The sequence below is a fragment of the Pseudoalteromonas sp. SWXJZ94C genome (assembly GCF_015864385.1).
Taxonomy (GTDB): Bacteria; Pseudomonadota; Gammaproteobacteria; order Enterobacterales; family Alteromonadaceae; genus Pseudoalteromonas.
In genome coordinates this window covers 24766-44370 of record NZ_JADYXF010000020.1, presented here as the reverse complement: position 1 = coordinate 44370, position 19605 = coordinate 24766, and the positions used below count along the sequence as shown (strand labels likewise).

The 19605-nt window shown below is 38.1% G+C and carries 17 protein-coding genes; 7 read left to right on the top strand and 10 right to left on the bottom strand.

The window, feature by feature from the left end:
• Positions 1 to 897: 897 nt before the first annotated feature.
• From rraB to I6F65_RS10285, 9 genes are all read right to left on the bottom strand, one after another.
• Positions 898 to 1233: a ribonuclease E inhibitor RraB gene (gene rraB / locus I6F65_RS10325; RefSeq protein WP_007376503.1), complete on the bottom strand. Its 336-nt coding sequence runs from the start codon at positions 1231 to 1233 to the stop codon at positions 898 to 900.
• Entirely contained in the window at positions 1233 to 1946 is a 714-nt protein-coding gene (locus tag I6F65_RS10320; protein WP_024611484.1) for a 1-acylglycerol-3-phosphate O-acyltransferase, read from the bottom strand. Before I6F65_RS10320 ends, rraB begins: the two co-directional genes overlap by 1 nt.
• A gap of 160 nt (positions 1947 to 2106) precedes the next feature.
• On the bottom strand, positions 2107 to 4401 hold the full coding sequence (parC, locus tag I6F65_RS10315; RefSeq protein ID WP_166108864.1) for a DNA topoisomerase IV subunit A: 2295 nt from the start codon (positions 4399 to 4401) through the stop codon (positions 2107 to 2109).
• Positions 4402 to 4411: 10 nt separating this feature from the next.
• Positions 4412 to 5506, bottom strand: coding sequence for a sorbosone dehydrogenase family protein (locus tag I6F65_RS10310; protein WP_197112752.1), 1095 nt, complete (start codon positions 5504 to 5506; stop codon positions 4412 to 4414).
• Between the two features lie 32 nt (positions 5507 to 5538).
• Positions 5539 to 7428 (bottom strand): DNA topoisomerase IV subunit B, encoded by a 1890-nt coding sequence (gene parE / locus I6F65_RS10305; RefSeq protein ID WP_024611486.1) that lies wholly within the window; start codon positions 7426 to 7428, stop codon positions 5539 to 5541.
• A 42-nt stretch (positions 7429 to 7470) separates the two neighbouring features.
• The gene (locus I6F65_RS10300) at positions 7471 to 8031 is read right to left on the bottom strand and encodes a YqiA/YcfP family alpha/beta fold hydrolase (RefSeq protein ID WP_166108862.1); all 561 of its coding nucleotides are present in this window, start codon (positions 8029 to 8031) and stop codon (positions 7471 to 7473) included.
• Positions 8016 to 8801: a metallophosphoesterase gene (locus tag I6F65_RS10295; protein ID WP_197112751.1), complete on the bottom strand. Its 786-nt coding sequence runs from the start codon at positions 8799 to 8801 to the stop codon at positions 8016 to 8018. The genes I6F65_RS10300 and I6F65_RS10295 overlap by 16 nt, the downstream gene beginning before the upstream one ends.
• Complete coding sequence (locus I6F65_RS10290) at positions 8788 to 9246, bottom strand: DUF1249 domain-containing protein (RefSeq protein WP_024611489.1); 459 nt, start codon at positions 9244 to 9246, stop codon at positions 8788 to 8790. Before I6F65_RS10290 ends, I6F65_RS10295 begins: the two co-directional genes overlap by 14 nt.
• Positions 9247 to 9272: 26 nt before the next feature.
• Entirely contained in the window at positions 9273 to 9899 is a 627-nt protein-coding gene (locus I6F65_RS10285) for an NUDIX domain-containing protein (protein ID WP_024611490.1), read from the bottom strand.
• A gap of 151 nt (positions 9900 to 10050) precedes the next feature.
• Between I6F65_RS10285 and tolC the strand changes: the two genes are divergently transcribed.
• From tolC to I6F65_RS10270, 3 genes are all read left to right on the top strand, one after another.
• Positions 10051 to 11406: an outer membrane channel protein TolC gene (tolC, locus tag I6F65_RS10280; RefSeq protein WP_166108860.1), complete on the top strand. Its 1356-nt coding sequence runs from the start codon at positions 10051 to 10053 to the stop codon at positions 11404 to 11406.
• A 110-nt stretch (positions 11407 to 11516) separates the two neighbouring features.
• The gene (gene lpxL / locus I6F65_RS10275) at positions 11517 to 12446 is read left to right on the top strand and encodes an LpxL/LpxP family Kdo(2)-lipid IV(A) lauroyl/palmitoleoyl acyltransferase (protein ID WP_166108859.1); all 930 of its coding nucleotides are present in this window, start codon (positions 11517 to 11519) and stop codon (positions 12444 to 12446) included.
• Positions 12447 to 12487: 41 nt separating this feature from the next.
• The gene (locus I6F65_RS10270; protein WP_166108858.1) at positions 12488 to 13060 is read left to right on the top strand and encodes a toxin co-regulated pilus biosynthesis Q family protein; all 573 of its coding nucleotides are present in this window, start codon (positions 12488 to 12490) and stop codon (positions 13058 to 13060) included.
• Positions 13061 to 13131: 71 nt separating this feature from the next.
• Here the strand turns inward: I6F65_RS10270 and glnE are convergent, their stop codons facing one another.
• Positions 13132 to 15927, bottom strand: a complete 2796-nt coding sequence (gene glnE, locus I6F65_RS10265) for a bifunctional [glutamate--ammonia ligase]-adenylyl-L-tyrosine phosphorylase/[glutamate--ammonia-ligase] adenylyltransferase (RefSeq protein WP_024611803.1) — start codon at positions 15925 to 15927, stop codon at positions 13132 to 13134.
• A 78-nt stretch (positions 15928 to 16005) separates the two neighbouring features.
• Here glnE and I6F65_RS10260 point away from each other — a divergent pair, with 78 nt between their 5' ends.
• The 4 genes from I6F65_RS10260 to gshB all read left to right on the top strand — a co-directional run bounded on the left by I6F65_RS10260 (position 16006) and on the right by gshB (position 19456).
• Entirely contained in the window at positions 16006 to 16899 is an 894-nt protein-coding gene (locus I6F65_RS10260) for a hypothetical protein (protein ID WP_166108857.1), read from the top strand.
• Positions 16900 to 16984: 85 nt separating this feature from the next.
• Positions 16985 to 17443 (top strand): hypothetical protein, encoded by a 459-nt coding sequence (locus tag I6F65_RS10255; protein WP_197112750.1) that lies wholly within the window; start codon positions 16985 to 16987, stop codon positions 17441 to 17443.
• Between the two features lie 273 nt (positions 17444 to 17716).
• Positions 17717 to 18451 carry a 16S rRNA (uracil(1498)-N(3))-methyltransferase gene (rsmE, locus tag I6F65_RS10250; RefSeq protein WP_197112748.1) on the top strand — a complete coding sequence of 245 codons (735 nt, stop codon included), beginning with the start codon at positions 17717 to 17719 and terminating at the stop codon, positions 18449 to 18451.
• A gap of 54 nt (positions 18452 to 18505) precedes the next feature.
• Entirely contained in the window at positions 18506 to 19456 is a 951-nt protein-coding gene (gshB, locus tag I6F65_RS10245; protein WP_024611800.1) for a glutathione synthase, read from the top strand.
• Positions 19457 to 19605: the final 149 nt, after the last annotated feature.

The window sequence follows — 19605 nt, the reverse complement described above, 5'->3', positions numbered from 1 at the left end:
AAATGCAGTATAAACAACGAATAAGGTAGAAATTATGAGCAAAAAAGACATAAAACCTAAATAAGGAACAGCGTGAAAATAATAAATAAGTACTAACAATAAATTGTAATTGGTAGACCAAAAAACGAACATTCATTAAAAATCAAAAAATCGGTAAAAATGTAAATAAAAAAATTGTTTATTTTGTTTTTGGTAATAAAGCTTACGTTCAGCTTTGGTTACTAAATCACACCATTGGTTAACCAATAAGCATTAAGTAAATTCATCTTTTATGAAGAATTATTTACATATCGGCTTTTAGTTACGCAATAATATAATTATGCAAAGTTGAATCGGCACTTAAAAAGCATCAAATAAATGTATCTTCAGTAAAAAACAGGTATAAAACGGCGGGAGTAAATATACCTAAAAGCGTGTCGCCTTTCAGGGTTAAAGTTTGTTCAATCTAGGAGATATTTGTAGTGGTACAATTTAAACGCAGTGTGGGATTTATAATCTAATAAGCTCGGTAACGGCTTCTTTGTTGCCTCACCGCTCTTAACCTATTTAAGAATCAGTAAAAAAAAACTAAAGCATCAACATCCTACTCACCTCTTTAACTACATCTATGCAGGCAATAAAGAGCTAATTTCTGCTAGAAATAGCCTTTTGGCATCGTATATTTCACCCCTATGTGTCGTTATCACCTATTTACAGAGGGGGTTACCATCTCATAACATTAAATAGCCCCCTACATCGCTTAGAAAACAGAGCTGTAAATTTAACCTCGATAGATAACCGTACTTCAGCAAACTTACGATGTTTATATAAGTAGCTTAATTGATGGGATAAATTTTTCTCAAACAAAAAAGGCGAACATTTTTCAATGTTCGCCTTTTAATAAACGCTAGTTACTAATTACTCTTGAAAGTAAGTGCCCCAACCGTCGTATTCTACTTCGCACTCTACAGCTAGTTGAGCTAGCTTATCAACGTCTTCCATAATAACGTCTACATCAAGCTCAGCTTCAACAACTATGTCAAAGCTCCAAATTTTACTGCCGTCTTCAAGCTCAAGTTCTGCTGGCTCTTCAACATCGTAACCCAATTTAAAAGCAGCAAGAGCAGCTTGCTCTAATTTAGGAAAGTCTTCACATACAAAGTGATGTTCTACTTCGTATAATATTTCAGGATCAGACCCATCTTCAAGTAATGAAGATACGATGTCTTCACTTATTTCACGCCAATTTTCCATTATTTTTCTCTCACTTGAGCATCTAATTCAGTTATTTTAGCAGCCATAATACTGTGTACACTTTTGGCGTGCTCTCGCGCACTAATACTTTCATCAAGTGATATAGGCGCTAACATTTCGATGTAAATTGTACCATTATCCCAGCGGTTTAGCTTAATGGTTTTATGCGAAGTGCTCATACACACTGGCACTATTGGTACATCTGCACTCATAGCGGTATGAAAAGCCCCTGTTTTAAAAGGCAATAAACCGCGCCCGTAGCTACGGGTACCTTCGGCAAATACCCAAACAGATAAGCCATTTTGCTTTATTTTATCAGCTGCTTTTGAAATTGTACCAGCCGCTTTTGAACGATTTGCTCGATCAATTAAAATATTACCTGAAAGCCAATAAAGCTGACCAAAAAATGGGATCCACTTTAAACTCTTTTTACCTAAACTCACGCAGTTTTTTGGCACCATTGCTGGCACTGTAAATAAATCGTAGCTATTTTGATGGTTAGCAACATAAACAGCAGGACCAATATCAGCAGCATCTTTATGACGGGTTAAAACTAATTTAACACCAATCATTTTAGCCATTGAGCCAAACCAACCCGCTATAATATGTACATTATTACGGTGAAATGGTCTTACTAACGAAAGCAATAAGCCAAAAAAACAGCTTAACAATATAAATAGCAGCATAATAAAAATACGAATAACAGCTAGCAAATGAACACCTCCTAAAATCTATTATAAGTATTATAGCGTTATTTTGTGACACAAACGAGATAATAGCGCACAAGTGTACGCTGAAATTTTTAATTTTTTATTTGAAAAAAAAACGGCCTGCAAATGCAGACCGTTTCTAATTATACAAAAAAGTAATTGGCTACTCTTCAATAATGGTTTCTATTGGCTCATCATCTTGAGGTGTTAACTCAACAACGGCTTCGTCAACACGCTGTAACCCGCGCGGTAGCTTATTACCTCTACGACCTCGCTCACCATGATAGTGTTCTAGGTCACTTGGTTTAAGGGTTAGTTTTCGCTTACCAGCATGCAATGTTACGCTACTGCCTTGTGGTACAACAGCAAGCACTTTTACAAACTCTTCGCGAGCTTGCACTTTAGCACCTGGAATAGAGATTATCTTATTACCTTTACCTTTGCCTAACTTTGGTAAGTCACGCAGCGGGAATAAAAGCATTCTGCCTTCGTTAGAAATAGCCATACAATAATCGCTAGCTACGTCGTTAACTCTAATAGGAGAAAGTAATATTCCACCCTTAGGTACACTTACTAACGCTTTACCGTTTTTATTTTTACTAACTAAATCTTTAAAGTCGGTAATAAAGCCGTAACCCGCATCTGACGCCATAAGCAATACTTGCTCATCTTCACTCATTACCACGTGCTCAAAATTAGCCCCTGCTGTTAAGTTAAATCGGCCAGTCATTGGCTCGCCTTGGCTGCGCGCCGAAGGTAGGCTATGCGCATCGGTTGCAAACGCGCGTCCTGCTGAATCTAAAAATACCGCAGGTTGATTACTCTTACCACGAGCAGAGGCTCTAAAGCCGTCACCCGAGCGATAATTTAAACCTTGTACATCTAAGTCATGACCTTTACCAACGCGTGCCCAGCCTTTGTCTGATAGCACAACAGTGACTGACTCTGATGGAATTAAGTCTTTTTCGTTGAGTGCTTTCGCTTCTGAGCGCTCAATCACTGGCGAGCGACGATCGTCACCGTACATTTCAGCGGCTTCTTGGATTTCTTTTTTAAGCAGTGTCGACATACGACGTTCTGAACCAAGAATTTGCGCTAATTTATCACGCTCTTTGGCTAGTTCATCTTGCTCACCGCGAATTTTAAATTCTTCAAGTTTTGCTAAATGACGAAGTTTTAATTCTAGAATTGCTTCTGCTTGCGTATCAGTTAAATCAAAGCGCTCCATTAATACAGGCTTTGGTTTATCTTCGCTGCGGATGATTTCAATTACTTCATCAATATTTAAAAAGGCGGCTAATAAGCCCTCTAAAATATGCAAACGCGCTAATACTTTATCTAAACGGTACTGCAAACGACGACGCACTGTTTCACGTCTAAATATTAGCCATTCACTTAAAATACAGCGTAAATCTTTAACCTGCGGACGACCATCTAGCCCCAGCATATTTAAGTTTACGCGGTAATTTTTTTCTAAATCGGTGGTTGCAAATAAGTGCGCCATTAATGGCTCAGCTTTAATACGATTTGAGCGCGGAATAATTACAATACGTGTTGGATTTTCGTGATCTGACTCGTCACGTAAATCGGCAATCATTGGTAATTTTTTAGCGTTCATTTGCGCTGCAATTTGCTCAAGTACTTTACCACCAGAACATTGATGCGGCAGTGCCGTAATAACAATATCGCCATGCTCTTCAGTGTATACCGCGCGCATTTTGATAGACCCACGGCCGGTTTTATATATTTTATGAATATCGGCTTTTGGGGTAATTATTTCAGCATCGGTTGGGTAATCTGGCGCATGTACAAGCTCAAGTAATTCTTCAAGCTCTGTTTTTGGTTTATCAAGTAATAAACAACATGCACTGGCTACTTCACGTACGTTATGCGGCGGAATATCGGTTGCCATACCTACGGCAATACCGGTTATACCGTTAAGTAAAATATGCGGTAAACGAGAAGGCAGTACAACAGGTTCATCCATTGTGCCATCAAAATTTGGTGTCCAATCTACAGTCCCTTGACCAAGCTCTTTAAGCAGTATTTCAGAAAACTTTGATAAACGCGCTTCGGTATAACGCATTGCTGCAAACGATTTAGGATCATCTGCCGCCCCCCAGTTTCCTTGCCCGTCTACCAAAGGGTAGCGATAAGAAAATGGCTGCGCCATTAATACCATTGCTTCGTAACAAGCGCTGTCGCCATGTGGATGATATTTACCGAGTACGTCACCCACTGTACGGGCTGATTTTTTGTACTTAGCATTTGCCGATAAACCCAGTTCACTCATCGCATAAATAATACGACGCTGTACTGGTTTTAAGCCATCACCTACATGCGGTAAAGCACGATCCATAATTACGTACATGGAGTAGTTTAAATAGGCGTCTTCTGTAAAACGCCCCATTGTTTGTTGTTCAATTCCTTGCATTAGCAAGGTATCTGTATCACTCATTAAAGCTTACCTAGTTTTTCTTATAGCTTACACGGTAGATTACATTGGCGTAATCATCGCTTACCAATAGACTGCCATCGCCTAACTCTGCAAATGCAACAGGGCGTCCAAATGTTGTTTCGTCTTTCATAAAACCAGTAATAAATGGTGTATATTTAGTTACGCGACCTACTTCAATTGTTGCCAGCCCTACTTTATAACCTGACTTTTTAGAACGATTCCATGAGCCATGTTCAGCAACAAATAACTGCTGCTTATAACTTGCTGGAAATTGCTTACCGTTATAAAAATGAATACCCAGTGGTGCTACATGTGCAGGGAGTGCAAGTGCCGGCGACGTGTAATCGGCAATATTTTTGCCAGCACCAAATTCAGGATCGATAATCGCACCGGCGTGTACATACGGAAAGCCAAAATGCTCACCTTCTTTAGTTGCACGATTTAATTCATCCGGCGGAATATCATCGCCCATCATGTCGCGACCATTATCAGTAAACCATAGGGCTTGAGTGGCAGGATGAAAATCAAAACCAACTGAGTTTCTTACGCCTTGCGCTATGGTTTTTATTTGCTTTGTTTCTACATTTAGCGCGAAAATTCGACCAAAGCGTTCATCCTCAGCACAAATATTACATGGCACACCAACTGGAATAATTAACTCACCCGTTGGCGCAAAACGTAAAAACTTCCAACCATGATGACGCTCAGACGGTAATGCGTTATAAACAACATCAAACTTTGGATCTTTTAATTGAGTATCAATATTTTTAAAGCGAATTATACGGTGTACTTCACCTACATATAAATCACCATCTTTAATGGCGATACCTGATGGCATATTTAACCCCTCAGCAACCAACATTTTTTTATCTGCTACGCCGTCGCTATTATGATCAATAAGTGCATATACATTACCCGCCTTGCGAGAACCTACATATACAATACCTTTTTTTGAAACTGCTATTTGACGGGCATTTTCTACATTATCTGCAAATAGACTAATTTCAAATCCGGCTGGAACTGTAAGCTTATCGAGTATATTTTTCGCCATTACAGGGCTACTAACTAATCCAAGCAGTAGCAGTGTATTAAGTAACCTTTTCATATGCCTCTCCTAGGTTTCAGCGCTTACGCTGGCTAAACTTGTGCTTTGTTACCATGATCTTCTAACCATTGACGACGATCTGGCGATCGTTTTTTAGCAAGTAGCATATCCATCATTTCCATGGTTTCTACTTCATCTTCTAAAGTAAGCTGTACTAAACGTCGTGTATTAGGGTCCATAGTCGTTTCACGCAACTGCAGCGGATTCATTTCGCCTAGACCTTTGAATCGTTGAACGTTTACTTTACCGCGTTTTTTCTCAGCTTCAATACGCGCTAAAATTGCCGTTTTCTCTTGCTCATCTAGAGCGTAGTAAACTTCTTTGCCAATATCGATTCTAAATAAAGGTGGCATTGCAACATACACATGACCTGTTTTTACTAACTCAGGAAAGTGACGTACAAACAGTGCACACAATAACGTCGCGATGTGTAATCCATCCGAGTCAGCATCGGCTAATATACAAATTTTATTGTAGCGTAATGCCGACATATCCGTTGATTCTGGATCAATACCCAATGCCACTGAAATATCGTGTACTTCTTGTGATGCCAGTATTTGACCTGACTCAACTTCCCACGTATTTAAAATTTTACCACGTAGCGGCATGATAGCCTGAAATTCACGGTCTCTTGCTTGTTTAGCTGAGCCACCAGCAGAATCACCTTCCACTAAAAACAATTCGGTACGGTCGTTGTCTGCCGCACTACAATCGGTAAGTTTACCAGGTAAAGCAGGACCTGCAGTAACACGTTTACGCACTACTTTTTTAGCTGCACGCAAGCGAGTTTGCGCATTTGAAATACATAACTCAGCTAATAATTCTGCGGTATCGGTATGTTCATTTAACCATAAACTAAACGAGTCTTTTACAACCCCCGATACAAATGCAGAACACGAGCGTGATGATAGTTTTTCTTTTGTTTGGCCGGCAAATTGAGGGTCTTGCATTTTAACCGACAACACATAACTACAACGATCCCAAATATCATCAGGAGTCAGTTTCACACCACGTGGAAGTAAGTTTCTAAACTCACAAAATTCACGCATTGCTTCAAGCAAGCCTTGGCGTAAACCATTTACATGCGTACCACCTTGCGCGGTAGGAATAAGGTTTACGTAGCTTTCAGCTATTGATTCACCACCTTCAGGTAGCCATACAACAGCCCAATCAGCGCCTTCAATTGAGCTTTTAAATTCGCCAACAAATGGGTCTTGCGGTAGGGTTTCAAAACCTTTAATTGCTTCAACTAAATAATCTTTTAAGCCTGTTTCGTAAAACCATTCTTGAGTTTCTTTTGTTTGTTTGTTAACAAACTTAATACGTAGCCCAGGACATAAAACCGCTTTGGCTTTTAATAAATGGTTAAGTTTAGTAATTGAATAATTTGGCGAATCAAAGTAGCTAACATCAGCCCAAAAACGAACCGTAGTACCGGTGTTACGCTTACCGACTGTACCAATTACGTTTAAGTCTTCTACTTTATCGCCGCTTTCAAATGCCATTCTAAATTGCTGAGCGTCGCGTCTTACTGTTACTTCTACACGCGTAGATAACGCATTTACAACCGAAATACCTACCCCGTGCAAACCACCAGAAAACTGATAGTTTTTATTAGAAAACTTACCACCGGCGTGTAATTTAGTGAAGATCAGCTCAACTCCAGGTATCCCCTCTTCCGGATGGATATCAATAGGCATACCACGGCCATCATCACTTACTTCGAGTGAGTTATCTTCGTGTAAAATCACGTCAATACGCGTGGCGTGACCGGCCATGGCTTCATCGACGCTGTTATCGATAACCTCTTGACCTAAATGATTGGGACGTGTTGTATCTGTGTACATCCCTGGGCGTCTTTTTACCGGATCTAATCCATTAAGTACTTCAATGGCTTCGGCATTATAATTTTGATCACTCATAATTTTTATCTTTATATGCGCTAAGGCTATGCTCAGCTAGTTTTACGTGATTTTAAGAAAATCTACAATACTTGCAAAGGTGCTCTCGAAACCGGTGTAACTGTGGTCGCCACCAAATTCTACTAGCTGCTTGCATTGCGAATAATAATTTACTGCGTGTTGAAAATTTAACACTTCATCGCCCGTTTGCTGTAATAAATAGAGCAGTTCAGGGTGTTTTAATTCATTTACAGCCAAAGCTTTGAGCGCTTCTATATGACTATTATTTAAATCATAATGATAATCTTGATACGGATTGTAATTAGGTCCAATCAATGACTGTAATAAGTTGTATGGTGCTACTGCGGGATTTATTACCACTGCAGGAATTTGATAACGCTGCGATAAATATGTGGCAAAAAAACCGCCAAGCGAACTTCCTAATAATACGGTATTAGGTGTTAATAACTGCTCAAGCTTAATGATTGCTTGTAAAGGCTCGTGGTTTAAGCACGGCACACAATAGTCAACTTCATAGTGTGCCATAAGCTCACCAAAGCGCACAGCTTTATATGATTTTTGTGAGCTATTAAAGCCATGAATATAAATTACTCGTTTAGCCATACCACTTCCGTTCTTATACTTATTTTATCTTGTTTTGAAACTATATAAAGCATTCTATAAGCTGCACCACAATTTTGTTGCAACCACTGCGAGCTATGTTTTTTAAACTGCACCGAACTTGCTGGAGTAGAAAGAATATTAAGCCCTCTAAAGCTTTGCTCATATTCGTTATGAACATGCCCATAAAACATTGCATTTACTCGGTCACTATTTACCAATGCATTTAAAAGTTGCGGGCCATTTTCAAGCATATGCTTATCAAGGTAGCCATTTATTGGTAGAGGATTGTGATGGCAAAATATCACTTTGCTGTTACTTGATTGAATCAAGCATTGTGCTATTTCATCTAAATGGGTATCTGTCACCCAACCTGCGGGTGTAATCCCTTTAGAATTAATTAGTAATAACTCTATGCCATTAGCAATAACATGCTTGGCACTTTTTATTTGCCCATCACTAATTTGATTAAACAATGCAATGTCGTCGTGATTACCTGGCAGCCAAAATACAGGACACGTTAAATCACTGCTTATAATTAGTTCTTTAAATAACAAGTAAGATTCAAGACTGTGATCTTGTGTTAAATCGCCACCAAATATCACACAATCAAGTTGTTGTGTCGCCATATGCGCAAGCGCTTGTTCAAAATGATCAGCCGTATTTATACTAAAATACTCACCAGTTCTATCTGCAAACAAATGACAATCAGTGACATGTGCAATAGTTAAAGATGATTTATCGAATGTATACGTATCATCAAACCAAGCCATTGTTTACATCCCAGTTTAAAGTCGCTTGTCCGTGCTCTACACAAGCAACTAACCAGTCATATAAAAAAGCATTAAGCTGATACTTTTCGTCTTTTTGATGCATTTTAGGATTAGGGTAACCATAAGAAGGTTTTATACGTTGATGGTAATCGTGATGAACAATTTCAGCCACTTTGGCATCGTGATACATTCTAACTGTTAAATACAGCGGCTTAATACCTTTAACCATCCCTGTTAATTGTTTAATAGAAATATCCATAGTGTACTTAGCGCTGCCATCAATTTTTGTAGCAAACTCACTGTTACCTAACTTCACTTCACGAATACTTCCTATATCGCGATCACTTGGTAACAACTTTAATAGTCGTAAGTAATTATGCTCACAAAGTGTTAAATACTTTGGAAGGCTTTGAATATATCGTTGGGTTGTTAAAAGTGCTGTCAAAATACCGCCATAATATTAGTAAAAGTTTATGCCCATTTGTTTGTCATTTTCTCACGATTTAGTGCAAGCCACTGCATACAAATAACCGTTGCTGCATTATCCATTTCACCATTATTGAGCCGTGTAAGTGCCTCATCAACGGTTAATATGTGAGTTCTAATATCTTCGCCTTCAGTTTCTAAACCATAAACGCCAGATTTAACTTCGCTTAAATCAGCGCGCGCTAAATATAAATGCAAACGTTCAGTTGTACCGCCTGGACTTGAAAGATACGACAACATAAATTCAAGTTCAGTTAAATTAAGCCCTGCTTCTTCAAAGGCTTCTTTTTTAACTACCGCTTCGTAATCTTCATTGCCATCGGTCATACCCGCTATACATTCTAACAGCCATGGAGTTTGTTTGCTTTTAATAGCGCCCATACGTACTTGCTCAATTAAAAGTATAGTGTCTGATACGGGATCGTAAGGTAATACAGCGATTGCATCGCCTCGCTCTAAAATCTCTCTGCTAATAATTTTTGAAGTTCCGCCTGCAAACAATGCATGTTCAAATTGATATAAATCTAATTGAAAAAATCCCTTATAAAGAGATTGTACCGACTTTATGGTCACATCTTTATGGGTAAATTGAACCAAATTTTTATTAGCCATATGGCTACCTCTTGCTTATCTAATAAATTAAAATCCGTTAATATATTCTGTTACACTTGAACGTATCGTTTTACTCTTTTTTTTTTTAGTTATTAAGTAAAACACGTTACCATGCTTTTAGTATAAAAATTGTCTAAGGACTGAATCCCACATGAAAAAGAACATTCTTGCGGCGCTGGTTAGTTTATCATGCGCATTAGGCACTACAGCAGCTAACGCTGAAGATTTACTACAAGTTTTTGAAATAGCCACAGCTAACGATCCTACTGTGTTAAAAGCAAAAGCCCAAGCTGATGCACAATCTTATCAAAGCGATTTAGCAATGAGTACGCTCTTGCCGCAAATTGGTTTGACTATGGGTTATGAAAAAAGTGACGCAACGTCTTACCAAAGTGTTGGTGATTTAGCTAGCCAAGTAAAAGTTGAAAGCGACACAGACCAATTCACTCGAGGTGTTAGCTTAAGCCAAACCTTATTTGATTTAGGTGCTTGGAATACTTTAGATATTGCCGACAAACAAGCTTTACAAGCTAGCGGTTTGTACGATGCAGCAAAACAAAATTTAATTGTACGCGTTGCTGAAGGTTATTTTAACGTATTAAGTGCAAGCGATAACCTTGAATTTGTTGAAGCTGAAAAACGCGCAATCGAACGTCAACTTGAACAAACAAAACAACGTTACGCTGTAGGCTTAACCGCTATTACTGACGTACACGAAGCGCAAGCTGAATTTGATAACTCAGTAGCACAACAAATTATTGCCGGTAATGCTGTAGAAACCGCACGTGAAGAACTTCGTGAAATTACAGGAAAATACCACGCTAAATTAGACTTTTTGAATACCGATACATTTTCAACAACTAAACCAGTTAAGCGTTCAGAAGACTTTGTAAAAGTAGCTGAAGATAACAACATTAACTTACAAGTGTCTAAGGTTACGGTTGATATTGCTAAGGATCAAATTGAATTAGCTAAAGCGGGTCATTATCCAAAATTAACATTAAGTGCAAGCTACGGCGATTCACTTACTAACCGCGAAATTAATGGCGCTAACTTTGATGATCAGCCTAGAGCAGACTCAAGCTCTGTAGCACTTAACTTTAGCGTACCGCTATATTCAGGTGGTGCAACAGTTGCGGCAACAAACCAAGCGCGTGCATTTTATGTATCGGCTAGCCAAGATTACGAAACTAATTACCGCGCTGTAACTCGCTCGGTTATTACATCTTATAATCAAGTCGTTTCTGATATCGCAACTTACAGAGCACTAGAGCAAGCTGTTGTTTCTGCCCAAAGCGCACTTAAAGCAACAGAAGCAGGCTTTGAAGTAGGTACTCGTACTATTGTTGATGTGCTAGTAAGTACACAAAATTTGTATGATGCAAAACGTAACCTTGCTGATGTACGTTACCGTTACGTGTTATCAACCCTTCGCTTAAAACAAGCGGCTGGTACATTAACAAGTGAAGATTTAGTTGCTATAAACCAAGGTTTAAAAGCAGCTTAAATTGCACAACTAAATATAATGTAAATTTATTGAAAGCCAGCGTTTAGCTGGCTTTTTGTATTTTATAGCGCTTAGCGTTAAACTAGCGTTTTTATTTTAGAGATTTTTTTGTGGTCACCTCATCTCCTTTTAAAGCATCATTTTTAGGTCCCCGCTATTGGCTTACGTGGATTGGCGTTTTATTTTTATATTTAATTTCTTGGTTGCCACAAAAACTACAGCTAACAATGGGCAAACTACTTGGTCGTTTAGTTCATAAGTTTATGAAACGCCGCCGCCATATTGCAGAAGTAAACATTGGTTTATGTTTTCCTAATATGAGCGAAATAGATCAACAAGCATTAGTTTTAAAAAATATGGAAAACACCGGTATTGCTATGGTCGAAACGGGCATGGCATGGTGGTGGCCGCAGTGGCGAGTTAAAAAAGCTTATGGTTCTATTAAAGGATTAGAGCATTTTGAGCGAGTGCAGGCATCAGGCAAAGGTATTTTACTACTTGTGCCACATATTTTGCATCTAGAAATGGCAAGTCGCGTTATGGGTTTAAAGTGCCAAGGTTTAGGCTTTTATCGTCCGCATAATAATGCGTTAATGGAATACTTTACAACTAACGGTCGCCTACGTTCAAATGAGTATTTAATTGGTCGAAAAGACGTTAAAGGCCTATTAAAAGCACTTAAAAATAAAAAGATATGTTACTACTTGCCTGATCAAGATTACGGTCGTAACCGTTGTGAATTTGTACCATTTTACGCAGTACCCGATGCTGCAACTACCACCGGAACACTTATGTTTGCCGCTAGTAAAAACTGCGAAACAATGAGCTTAATTAGCCGCCGTGATGAAAATGGAAAATATCATTTAGAAGTAATTCCAGAACTCGAAAACTTCCCTAGTGGTGATGATAAAGCTGATGTAACACGCGTTAACCAACGTGTAGAACAATCAGTTAATGCAGCTCCTGAGCAATACATGTGGCTACACCGCCGTTTTAAAACACGACCTGATAAAAATACCCCTTCTTTTTATAAAAAGTAATGGTATAACAATAAAAGGTACAAATATGATGAGTTGCTGTTATGTGGTTTTGGGTTAAACATTTATCGTTCGCCGTTGTATTAATCGTACTCGCCATTTACTTTTTGGTAGGAGAAGGTCCTACGTTTGATATAAGAGACTCTAAAAATGCGGCTGCCGAAGGGCTATCACGTTTTTATGCATCTATTAAAAATCAGGCTAAAAGCGATGAAGAGCGCGACAAATACGTTCTGCAGTTAAAAACCCCAGAACAAACTCTTGATACTGTACTTGCTGAGCGTACCCGTATTGTGAGTCCTATGCCCCCTAATTGGGTGGGTAGCGTAGAGCCTAGGCGTTTTAAAAACGGCTCCACACTTAAAAAAGTACTTAGCGCTTATGCCGATAAAGAAGGCATTGTAATGTATTGGTATTTAAGTAAAGACTACGTAGTTAAAGAACATTTTAGAGTCGATGGTAATTTCACTTCTGCTTTATACCAAGTTGGACGTGCTATAAACGATGATTTTGAATACGAAGTTTACACATACCTTTGCTTTAAACAGCGTGCTGCTGTTATTACCGAAAAGCCATCTGAGTTTGTCCGAGCTAACTGTTTAAAATTAAAAACTTAAAAGAAACGACTTAAAATAAAAATCCAAGCGTACGCTTGGATTTTTGCTAATTCAATTCAATTCAATTCAATTCAATTCAATTCAAAAATAGCATTCCAAACTTGCGTTATATTAGCTATATCTTGTAAAAATGCTTCTCGGGATACTAGCTTCCCTTGCTGATCTAAACTCAACACATGATAACAAGAGCGGTAATCTATATACGCTTTAATTAGCTGCTGCTTCTGCTCTTTTGTAATGCATCCTATATTAGCTGCATCCGTTAAAATTCTTACATTATCGGAATACACCGTCAGCTGTTCAAATTCTTGAGCATGCTTAAGCACTAAATATTGAGTAATAAATTCAATATCAGCCATTCCACCAATATCTTGTTTTAAATCAAATTGCTCAGTATTTCCTTTGGCAAGATGCCCGCGCATTTTTTCACGCATTTTTATTACATCACTTTTTAGCGTTACTTCATCACGTTGCTGACAAAGAATGTTTTTACGAATTTGTGCAAAACGCTCAACAAGCTCATCTTGACCTAAAATTAAGCGAGCACGAACAAGCGCTTGATGCTCCCACGTCCATGCTTGAGTTTGTTGATAATGATTAAAGCTCTCAAGGTTAATTGCTAACAACCCTGATGCACCTTCAGGTCGTAAGCGCGTATCAAGCTCATATAAAATACCCGATGCGGTACGTGTATTAAATAAATGCATTAAGCGCTGGGCAAGCTTTAAATAAAACTGTCGTGAGTCTATTGGTTTATCGCCATTCGTTTGGCTTGTACCATCGTGATTGTGCACAAAGACTAAATCTAAATCTGAATCGTAACCTACTTCAAACCCGCCTGTTTTACCGTAGGCAATTACAGCAAAGCCTTTATGTTCATTATCAGTACCTGGCGGCATACCAAAGCGTTTAACGGTGTTATGCCATGCAATATTAACGGCCTGCTCAACAATTGCCTCTGCTAATACAGTTAAGTGATCGCTTACTTTCATTACATCAAGAACACCCGTGGCATCAGCTGCGGCAATACGTAATTGATGCGTTTGCTTAAACTGCCTTAACGACTCCATTTGTAGCTCTAAGTCATCATGCTCAATACGTAAGAAATATTGTCTTATTTCATCCTTATAAGCACTTAATGGGGTTGGCTTATAAAGTATTGCTGGGTCAATTAGCTCATCAAGTAATATTGGATAACGAGATATATGCTCACCTATCCACTTACTGTGACAACATAATAGGACCAGCTGTTTTAGTGCGCCTGGATTTTCGTATAGCAACTCTAAGTAAGCAGTACGTGAAATAATTTTATTTAGTATTTGGCAAATCATCGTAAATGCAGCCGCACTGGCTTTAAAGTCACTTAACTGCTTTAACAATGCAGGCATTAATTTATCTAGGATGTCTCGACCCCGATTTCCAACATTTACTTTTGAAAGGCGCTGCTTAAAGTTTTGAAGAGGTAATTGCCACTCATCTTTTTGCTCTTTCAAAAAGCTTATATCACCATGATCCCATGCACTAATAAATGCACCTTCGCAGGTATCTAGAGGCTCGGTTTCCTCACCTATTACATGCGTAAATTCATTATTAACCTGACCCATAACATGCTCTATTTTATTAATAGATGCAGCAAAGTCAGGTTGCTCTAAAAGAAAGTTTAAGCGTTGTTGATTTAGCTCATCGTCTGGCAGTGTTTGTGTTTGTTGATCGTCGAATATTTGTAAATACTGCTCTACCTTACGCAAATAAAGATAATTACTTTTAAGATCTTTTGCTTCTAGTTCGTCAATTACTTGGCTAATTGTTAGTTCTTTTAATGCCTTAAGTAACGATTGAGTTTGTAAATTAGCTTCTCTTCCGCCACGTACCATTTGCAATGCTTGAACAATAAACTCAACCTCGCGAATACCACCCGCCCCTAACTTAATATTATTGGTTAGGCGTTTACGGCGTACCTCTTGGGCAATCATTAGCTTCATTTTACGCAATGATTCTATTACCGAAAAATCAATATAACGACGATAAACAAACGGTTTTAATAGTTTATTAAATTCATCCCAGTATTGATTAGGCGAACCAATTAAACGCCCTTTTAGCATGGCATAACGTTCCCAATCACGACCTTGTTCTTGGTAGTAATCTTCAATTGCATTAAAGCTCATAACCAATGGACCGCTTTCACCAAATGGACGAAGGCGCATATCAACTCTAAATACTTGCCCGTCACCGGTGGTTTGGTTAAGTGATGCAATAAGCTTCTGCGCTACTTTTGTATAAAATATTTGCGCTTCAATACTGCGACGACCGCCTTGGGTTTTAATACTGCGAGGGTATGCAAAAATAAGATCTATATCAGAAGAATAATTTAGCTCTTGTCCACCTAATTTCCCCATACCAAGCACCATAAGTGGCATAGATTGACCTTGTTCATCCAAAGGCTCGCCATTTACTTTAGCAACTTGCGCATGTGCCCATTCATTAGCGCTGCGTATGAGCATATCCGCAAGCTGGCTAATATACTTAATGCTATCTGAAATTGGGTTATTACAGCATAAATCTAAAAAAGCGACTTTAAGCCAATATTTTTCACGATACTGGCGAAGTTGCTTATGACATTGTGCTTCGTCTAATTCACTCAGATTTAAATTTTCGAAAGGCGATTTTATAGCTCTGTTTTTAATTTCGTCTTTGCATAACAACCACGAGATCAAGTCAGGCTGCGAATCTAAACACCGCCATGCAAAGTCGCTAAGCGCTAGTAACCTTACAACTTCACTTTCTATATTGTTATGTGGGTACAACGACTCAAAGCGCGTTAAGCCAAGTTTTTGTAATTGAATAGGAAGTTGCTTTACGTTACTCATCAATCCTCTCTTTTATATCATCAACAACCGTACTAGAATGATTAAAACCTAGAAAGGTTAACTCTAATTAGGATTACCATGTCATATTTGTCTTTATCTAACACTAGTTTTGTTGCTATTGCCATTAGTTTTGTCGTTATTTGCATTACTATTTTTCTTTTACGAGTTGTAACTCAAGTCAAAGCAAAACAAGCGCTTAAAGATGAATTAGCGCAGTATGATAACTTTGCTATGGGTATCAGCTTTGCCTCAGAAATATCAGTTGTCATAGCAACCATAGCATTTTTATTTGATGAAATAAGTGTAAATACAGCTCAATCAAATCCATTCAAAGTAGTCGTGTTAATCATTTTGCTATTTTCATTTATAAAAGTAGGGCATTTAATTCATCGTAAATGGATTTTGCACCGTTTTAATGAAGAAGCCGCTATTTTGAAAAAAAACGTATGCGCCGCATTAGTCGATTCAGGAATGTTAATTGCTAATTGTATTATGACCTTGGGCCTTTATACATGGACCCACACACAAGGTTTTAGTAACTTGCTAATCGCATTTGTCAGCTTTTTTGTGTTGCAAGGTATGTTTGCTTGCGATAGCAAAATACGTGAATACCGATTTGCCAAAGCAAACCAAGGTGCTTCATTACAAAGTAACTTTAATTTAGAAAATACCTCTATTGGTATTCGTTATGCTGGAAAATCAATTGGTTTAGCGCTATCTGTTTACGCAGGTTTATCCAGTGCCGCGTTTCAAAATGGTAAGATGGTTGAAAACTTATTTACACTCGTTATGCATTGCGGTGTAATGTGGATATTACTTTATTCGTTAACTTATATAATAAAAAAAATATCGTTACCAAATATTGATACCGCTCTTGAGGTCGATCATCAAGATAACATTGGTATTGCTTGCATCGAATTCGCTGTTTTTTGCGCTATAGGCTATTTACTTATTAGCATGTTTTCTATTTAACTCTGAGCTTTTTAAATTAAGTTGCTATAAACGCCTGCATTTAATTAGATTAGTAAACACTTTTGCTTAAATGCATTGGGGTCTTATGCCATTTGATATAACTAACTATCTATTAATTGATATAGATAACGATTTTAGTAGAGCCCTTGCTGGGCACTCTTTTAATAGCTCTGAGAATAATGCTCCAAGCACTTTAGTGATTGCAGGTAATAATATGCGTCAGTTAGTCAAAATGATGTTTGACGAACTAATAAAAGATTACTGCTATTGCGATTTCGAAAATGAAATTAGTGTTTCTGAACTTGCGAGCTATTTGCATGAACATCACGATATAAAGGGTGTTTTATTTAATCACACCGATTATTTACTTGCCGATGAAAAACAACGTTTTATTTATAATTCATTGCATAAAAATCGATTTTTGGTCAGTCAAAACGAAAATGGTTTTACCTTTAATCCTGTTACCGACCCTGGGCACTCTAACCATTTGTCATGCCATACCGACATAGCAGAAACACCACTTAATCTTATTGAACCAAATTAAATTAGTTACTCTTTACCTCCTACATGGATGTAGATAAAGAGAGCTAGGTTTTACTGTATTGTAAAAAATCGCATCCTCAATTAAACCTCCTTTGTTTTAACATATTTAATTTTTAAAAATTCAGCCCCCTAATAGCAATTAAATTTTTGGATTAGCCAAGCCCTTGGGAATGACATAATAAATTTTAATAAAAATAAATAATTGCACCAACTCCCCTGCTTACTTACCATAGCGGTATATAACTTTTATTCGCTAACCAATAAGTGACACCACATGCGAGTTCCTCATATTTATCAGGCATCGAGTATTGCCTTAAATACTCCCGTTACATTAGATGACGACGCTGCAGGCCATATTGGTCGGGTATTACGTATGAAAGTAGGTGAAAAAGTCTCTATTTTTAATGGTGAAGGTGGAGAATACCTTAGTGAAATTATTGAGGTAAGTAAGAAAAATGTTGTTGTAATGCCACAAGAATTAAATCCGCATGATGTTGAATCACCACTTAAAATTCATTTAGGGCAATGTGTTTCTCGTGGTGACAAAATGGATTTCACTATTCAAAAGTCGGTTGAATTAGGTATTACCGAAATCACACCTATTTTTAGTCAGCGCTGTGGCGTTAAACTAATGGGTGACCGCCTTGATAAAAAGCACCAACAGTGGCAAAAAATTGCAATTGCTGCTGCAGAACAATCAGGTCGTAATTTTATTCCAATTATTCATCCACCAATAGATTTAAAGCAATGGCTTGCACAACAAACCGATGCAATTAAGCTAACGCTGCATCCTCGTGCAGAGCACAGTATTAAAACGATTACTGTTCCTAAAGATGGCGTTCGCTTTTTAGTGGGGCCAGAAGGCGGCTTTACAGATGATGAAATGGCACAAACAAAACAACAAGAATTTGTAGATATTCGCTTAGGTCCGCGCGTTTTACGAACGGAAACGGCCGCTTTAACGGTCTTAAGTGCATTACAACTTCAATTTGGCGATTTAGCTAATTGAAATAACTAAAAGCACCCTCATATAAACATTAACATTTATAGTAAGGCACAGCGCATGGCAATTAAGTTAGGTATTATTTCAGATCCTATTAGTGGATTTAACATCAAAAAAGACACCGGTTTTGCAATGATGATGCAGGCGCAAGAGCGCGGCTACGAAATTTATTACATGGAGATGGATGACTTATCTCTTCGTAAAGGTAAATCGTATGCAACAGCAGCTAAGGCGCAAGTATTTAACAACGCAGAAAAATGGTACGAACTTGAAGAAAAATCTACCATTGCGCTTGCCGATCTAGATGTGATTTTAATGCGTAAAGACCCTCCTTTCGATACAGAGTACATTTACGCAACGTACATTTTAGAGCGCGCAGAACAAGAAGGTACGTTAATAATTAACAAACCACAAAGTTTGCGTGATGCTAACGAAAAGCTGTTTACTGCTTGGTTTAGCGAGCATACCCCTGATACATTAGTGACACGTAGCCAAAAACAAATTCGTGAGTTTTTAGCTGAGCATAAAGACATTATTTTAAAACCACTTGATGGCATGGGTGGCGCGTCTATTTTTAGGGTAACTGAAAACGACGCTAATATTGGCGTTATTTGCGAAACATTAACAGAGCACGGTAGCCGCTTTGCAATGGCACAAAATTATATTCCAGAGATCAAACAAGGCGACAAGCGCGTATTGGTTATTGATGGCGAAGTAATTCCGTACTGCCTAGCGCGTATTCCACAAAATGGCGAAACACGTGGTAACTTAGCTGTTGGTGGTAGAGGCGAAGCACGCCCGCTTAGCGAGTCAGATTTAAGAATTGCTCAAGCTGTTGCACCAACGCTTAAAGAAAAAGGCTTAATATTTGTTGGTTTAGACATTATTGGCGATAAGCTAACAGAAATTAATGTTACAGCGCCAACGTGTGTTCGCGAAATTGAAGCAGCATACGATATTTCTATAACAGGTATTTTGTTTGACGCAATTGAAAGAAAGCTAGATAAATAAGCATCTACCTGTCGTTATTAAAAGCACTTTCGTGTCATAAATTTTAATATAGTTGTTAACTATTAATTTTTAAACCGTATGAAAGTGCTTTTTTAGTTTTAAAAACAAAGGTATGTGCCATACTCAAAGTTCATTAACTAAAAAGGGTG

Coding starts and splice junctions, on each gene's coding strand:
- I6F65_RS10295 (WP_197112751.1), bottom strand. CDS start 8,801: ATGGCTTGGTTTGATGATACGTATACATTCGATAAATCATCTTTAACT.
- gshB (WP_024611800.1), top strand. CDS start 18,506: ATGGCAATTAAGTTAGGTATTATTTCAGATCCTATTAGTGGATTTAAC.
- parC (WP_166108864.1), bottom strand. CDS start 4,401: ATGAGTGATACAGATACCTTGCTAATGCAAGGAATTGAACAACAAACA.
- I6F65_RS10260 (WP_166108857.1), top strand. CDS start 16,006: ATGTCATATTTGTCTTTATCTAACACTAGTTTTGTTGCTATTGCCATT.
- tolC (WP_166108860.1), top strand. CDS start 10,051: ATGAAAAAGAACATTCTTGCGGCGCTGGTTAGTTTATCATGCGCATTA.
- I6F65_RS10285 (WP_024611490.1), bottom strand. CDS start 9,899: ATGGCTAATAAAAATTTGGTTCAATTTACCCATAAAGATGTGACCATA.
- rraB (WP_007376503.1), bottom strand. CDS start 1,233: ATGGAAAATTGGCGTGAAATAAGTGAAGACATCGTATCTTCATTACTT.
- I6F65_RS10270 (WP_166108858.1), top strand. CDS start 12,488: ATGTGGTTTTGGGTTAAACATTTATCGTTCGCCGTTGTATTAATCGTA.
- I6F65_RS10300 (WP_166108862.1), bottom strand. CDS start 8,031: ATGGCTAAACGAGTAATTTATATTCATGGCTTTAATAGCTCACAAAAA.
- rsmE (WP_197112748.1), top strand. CDS start 17,717: ATGCGAGTTCCTCATATTTATCAGGCATCGAGTATTGCCTTAAATACT.
- I6F65_RS10310 (WP_197112752.1), bottom strand. CDS start 5,506: ATGAAAAGGTTACTTAATACACTGCTACTGCTTGGATTAGTTAGTAGC.
- I6F65_RS10255 (WP_197112750.1), top strand. CDS start 16,985: ATGCCATTTGATATAACTAACTATCTATTAATTGATATAGATAACGAT.
- glnE (WP_024611803.1), bottom strand. CDS start 15,927: ATGAGTAACGTAAAGCAACTTCCTATTCAATTACAAAAACTTGGCTTA.
- parE (WP_024611486.1), bottom strand. CDS start 7,428: ATGAGTGATCAAAATTATAATGCCGAAGCCATTGAAGTACTTAATGGA.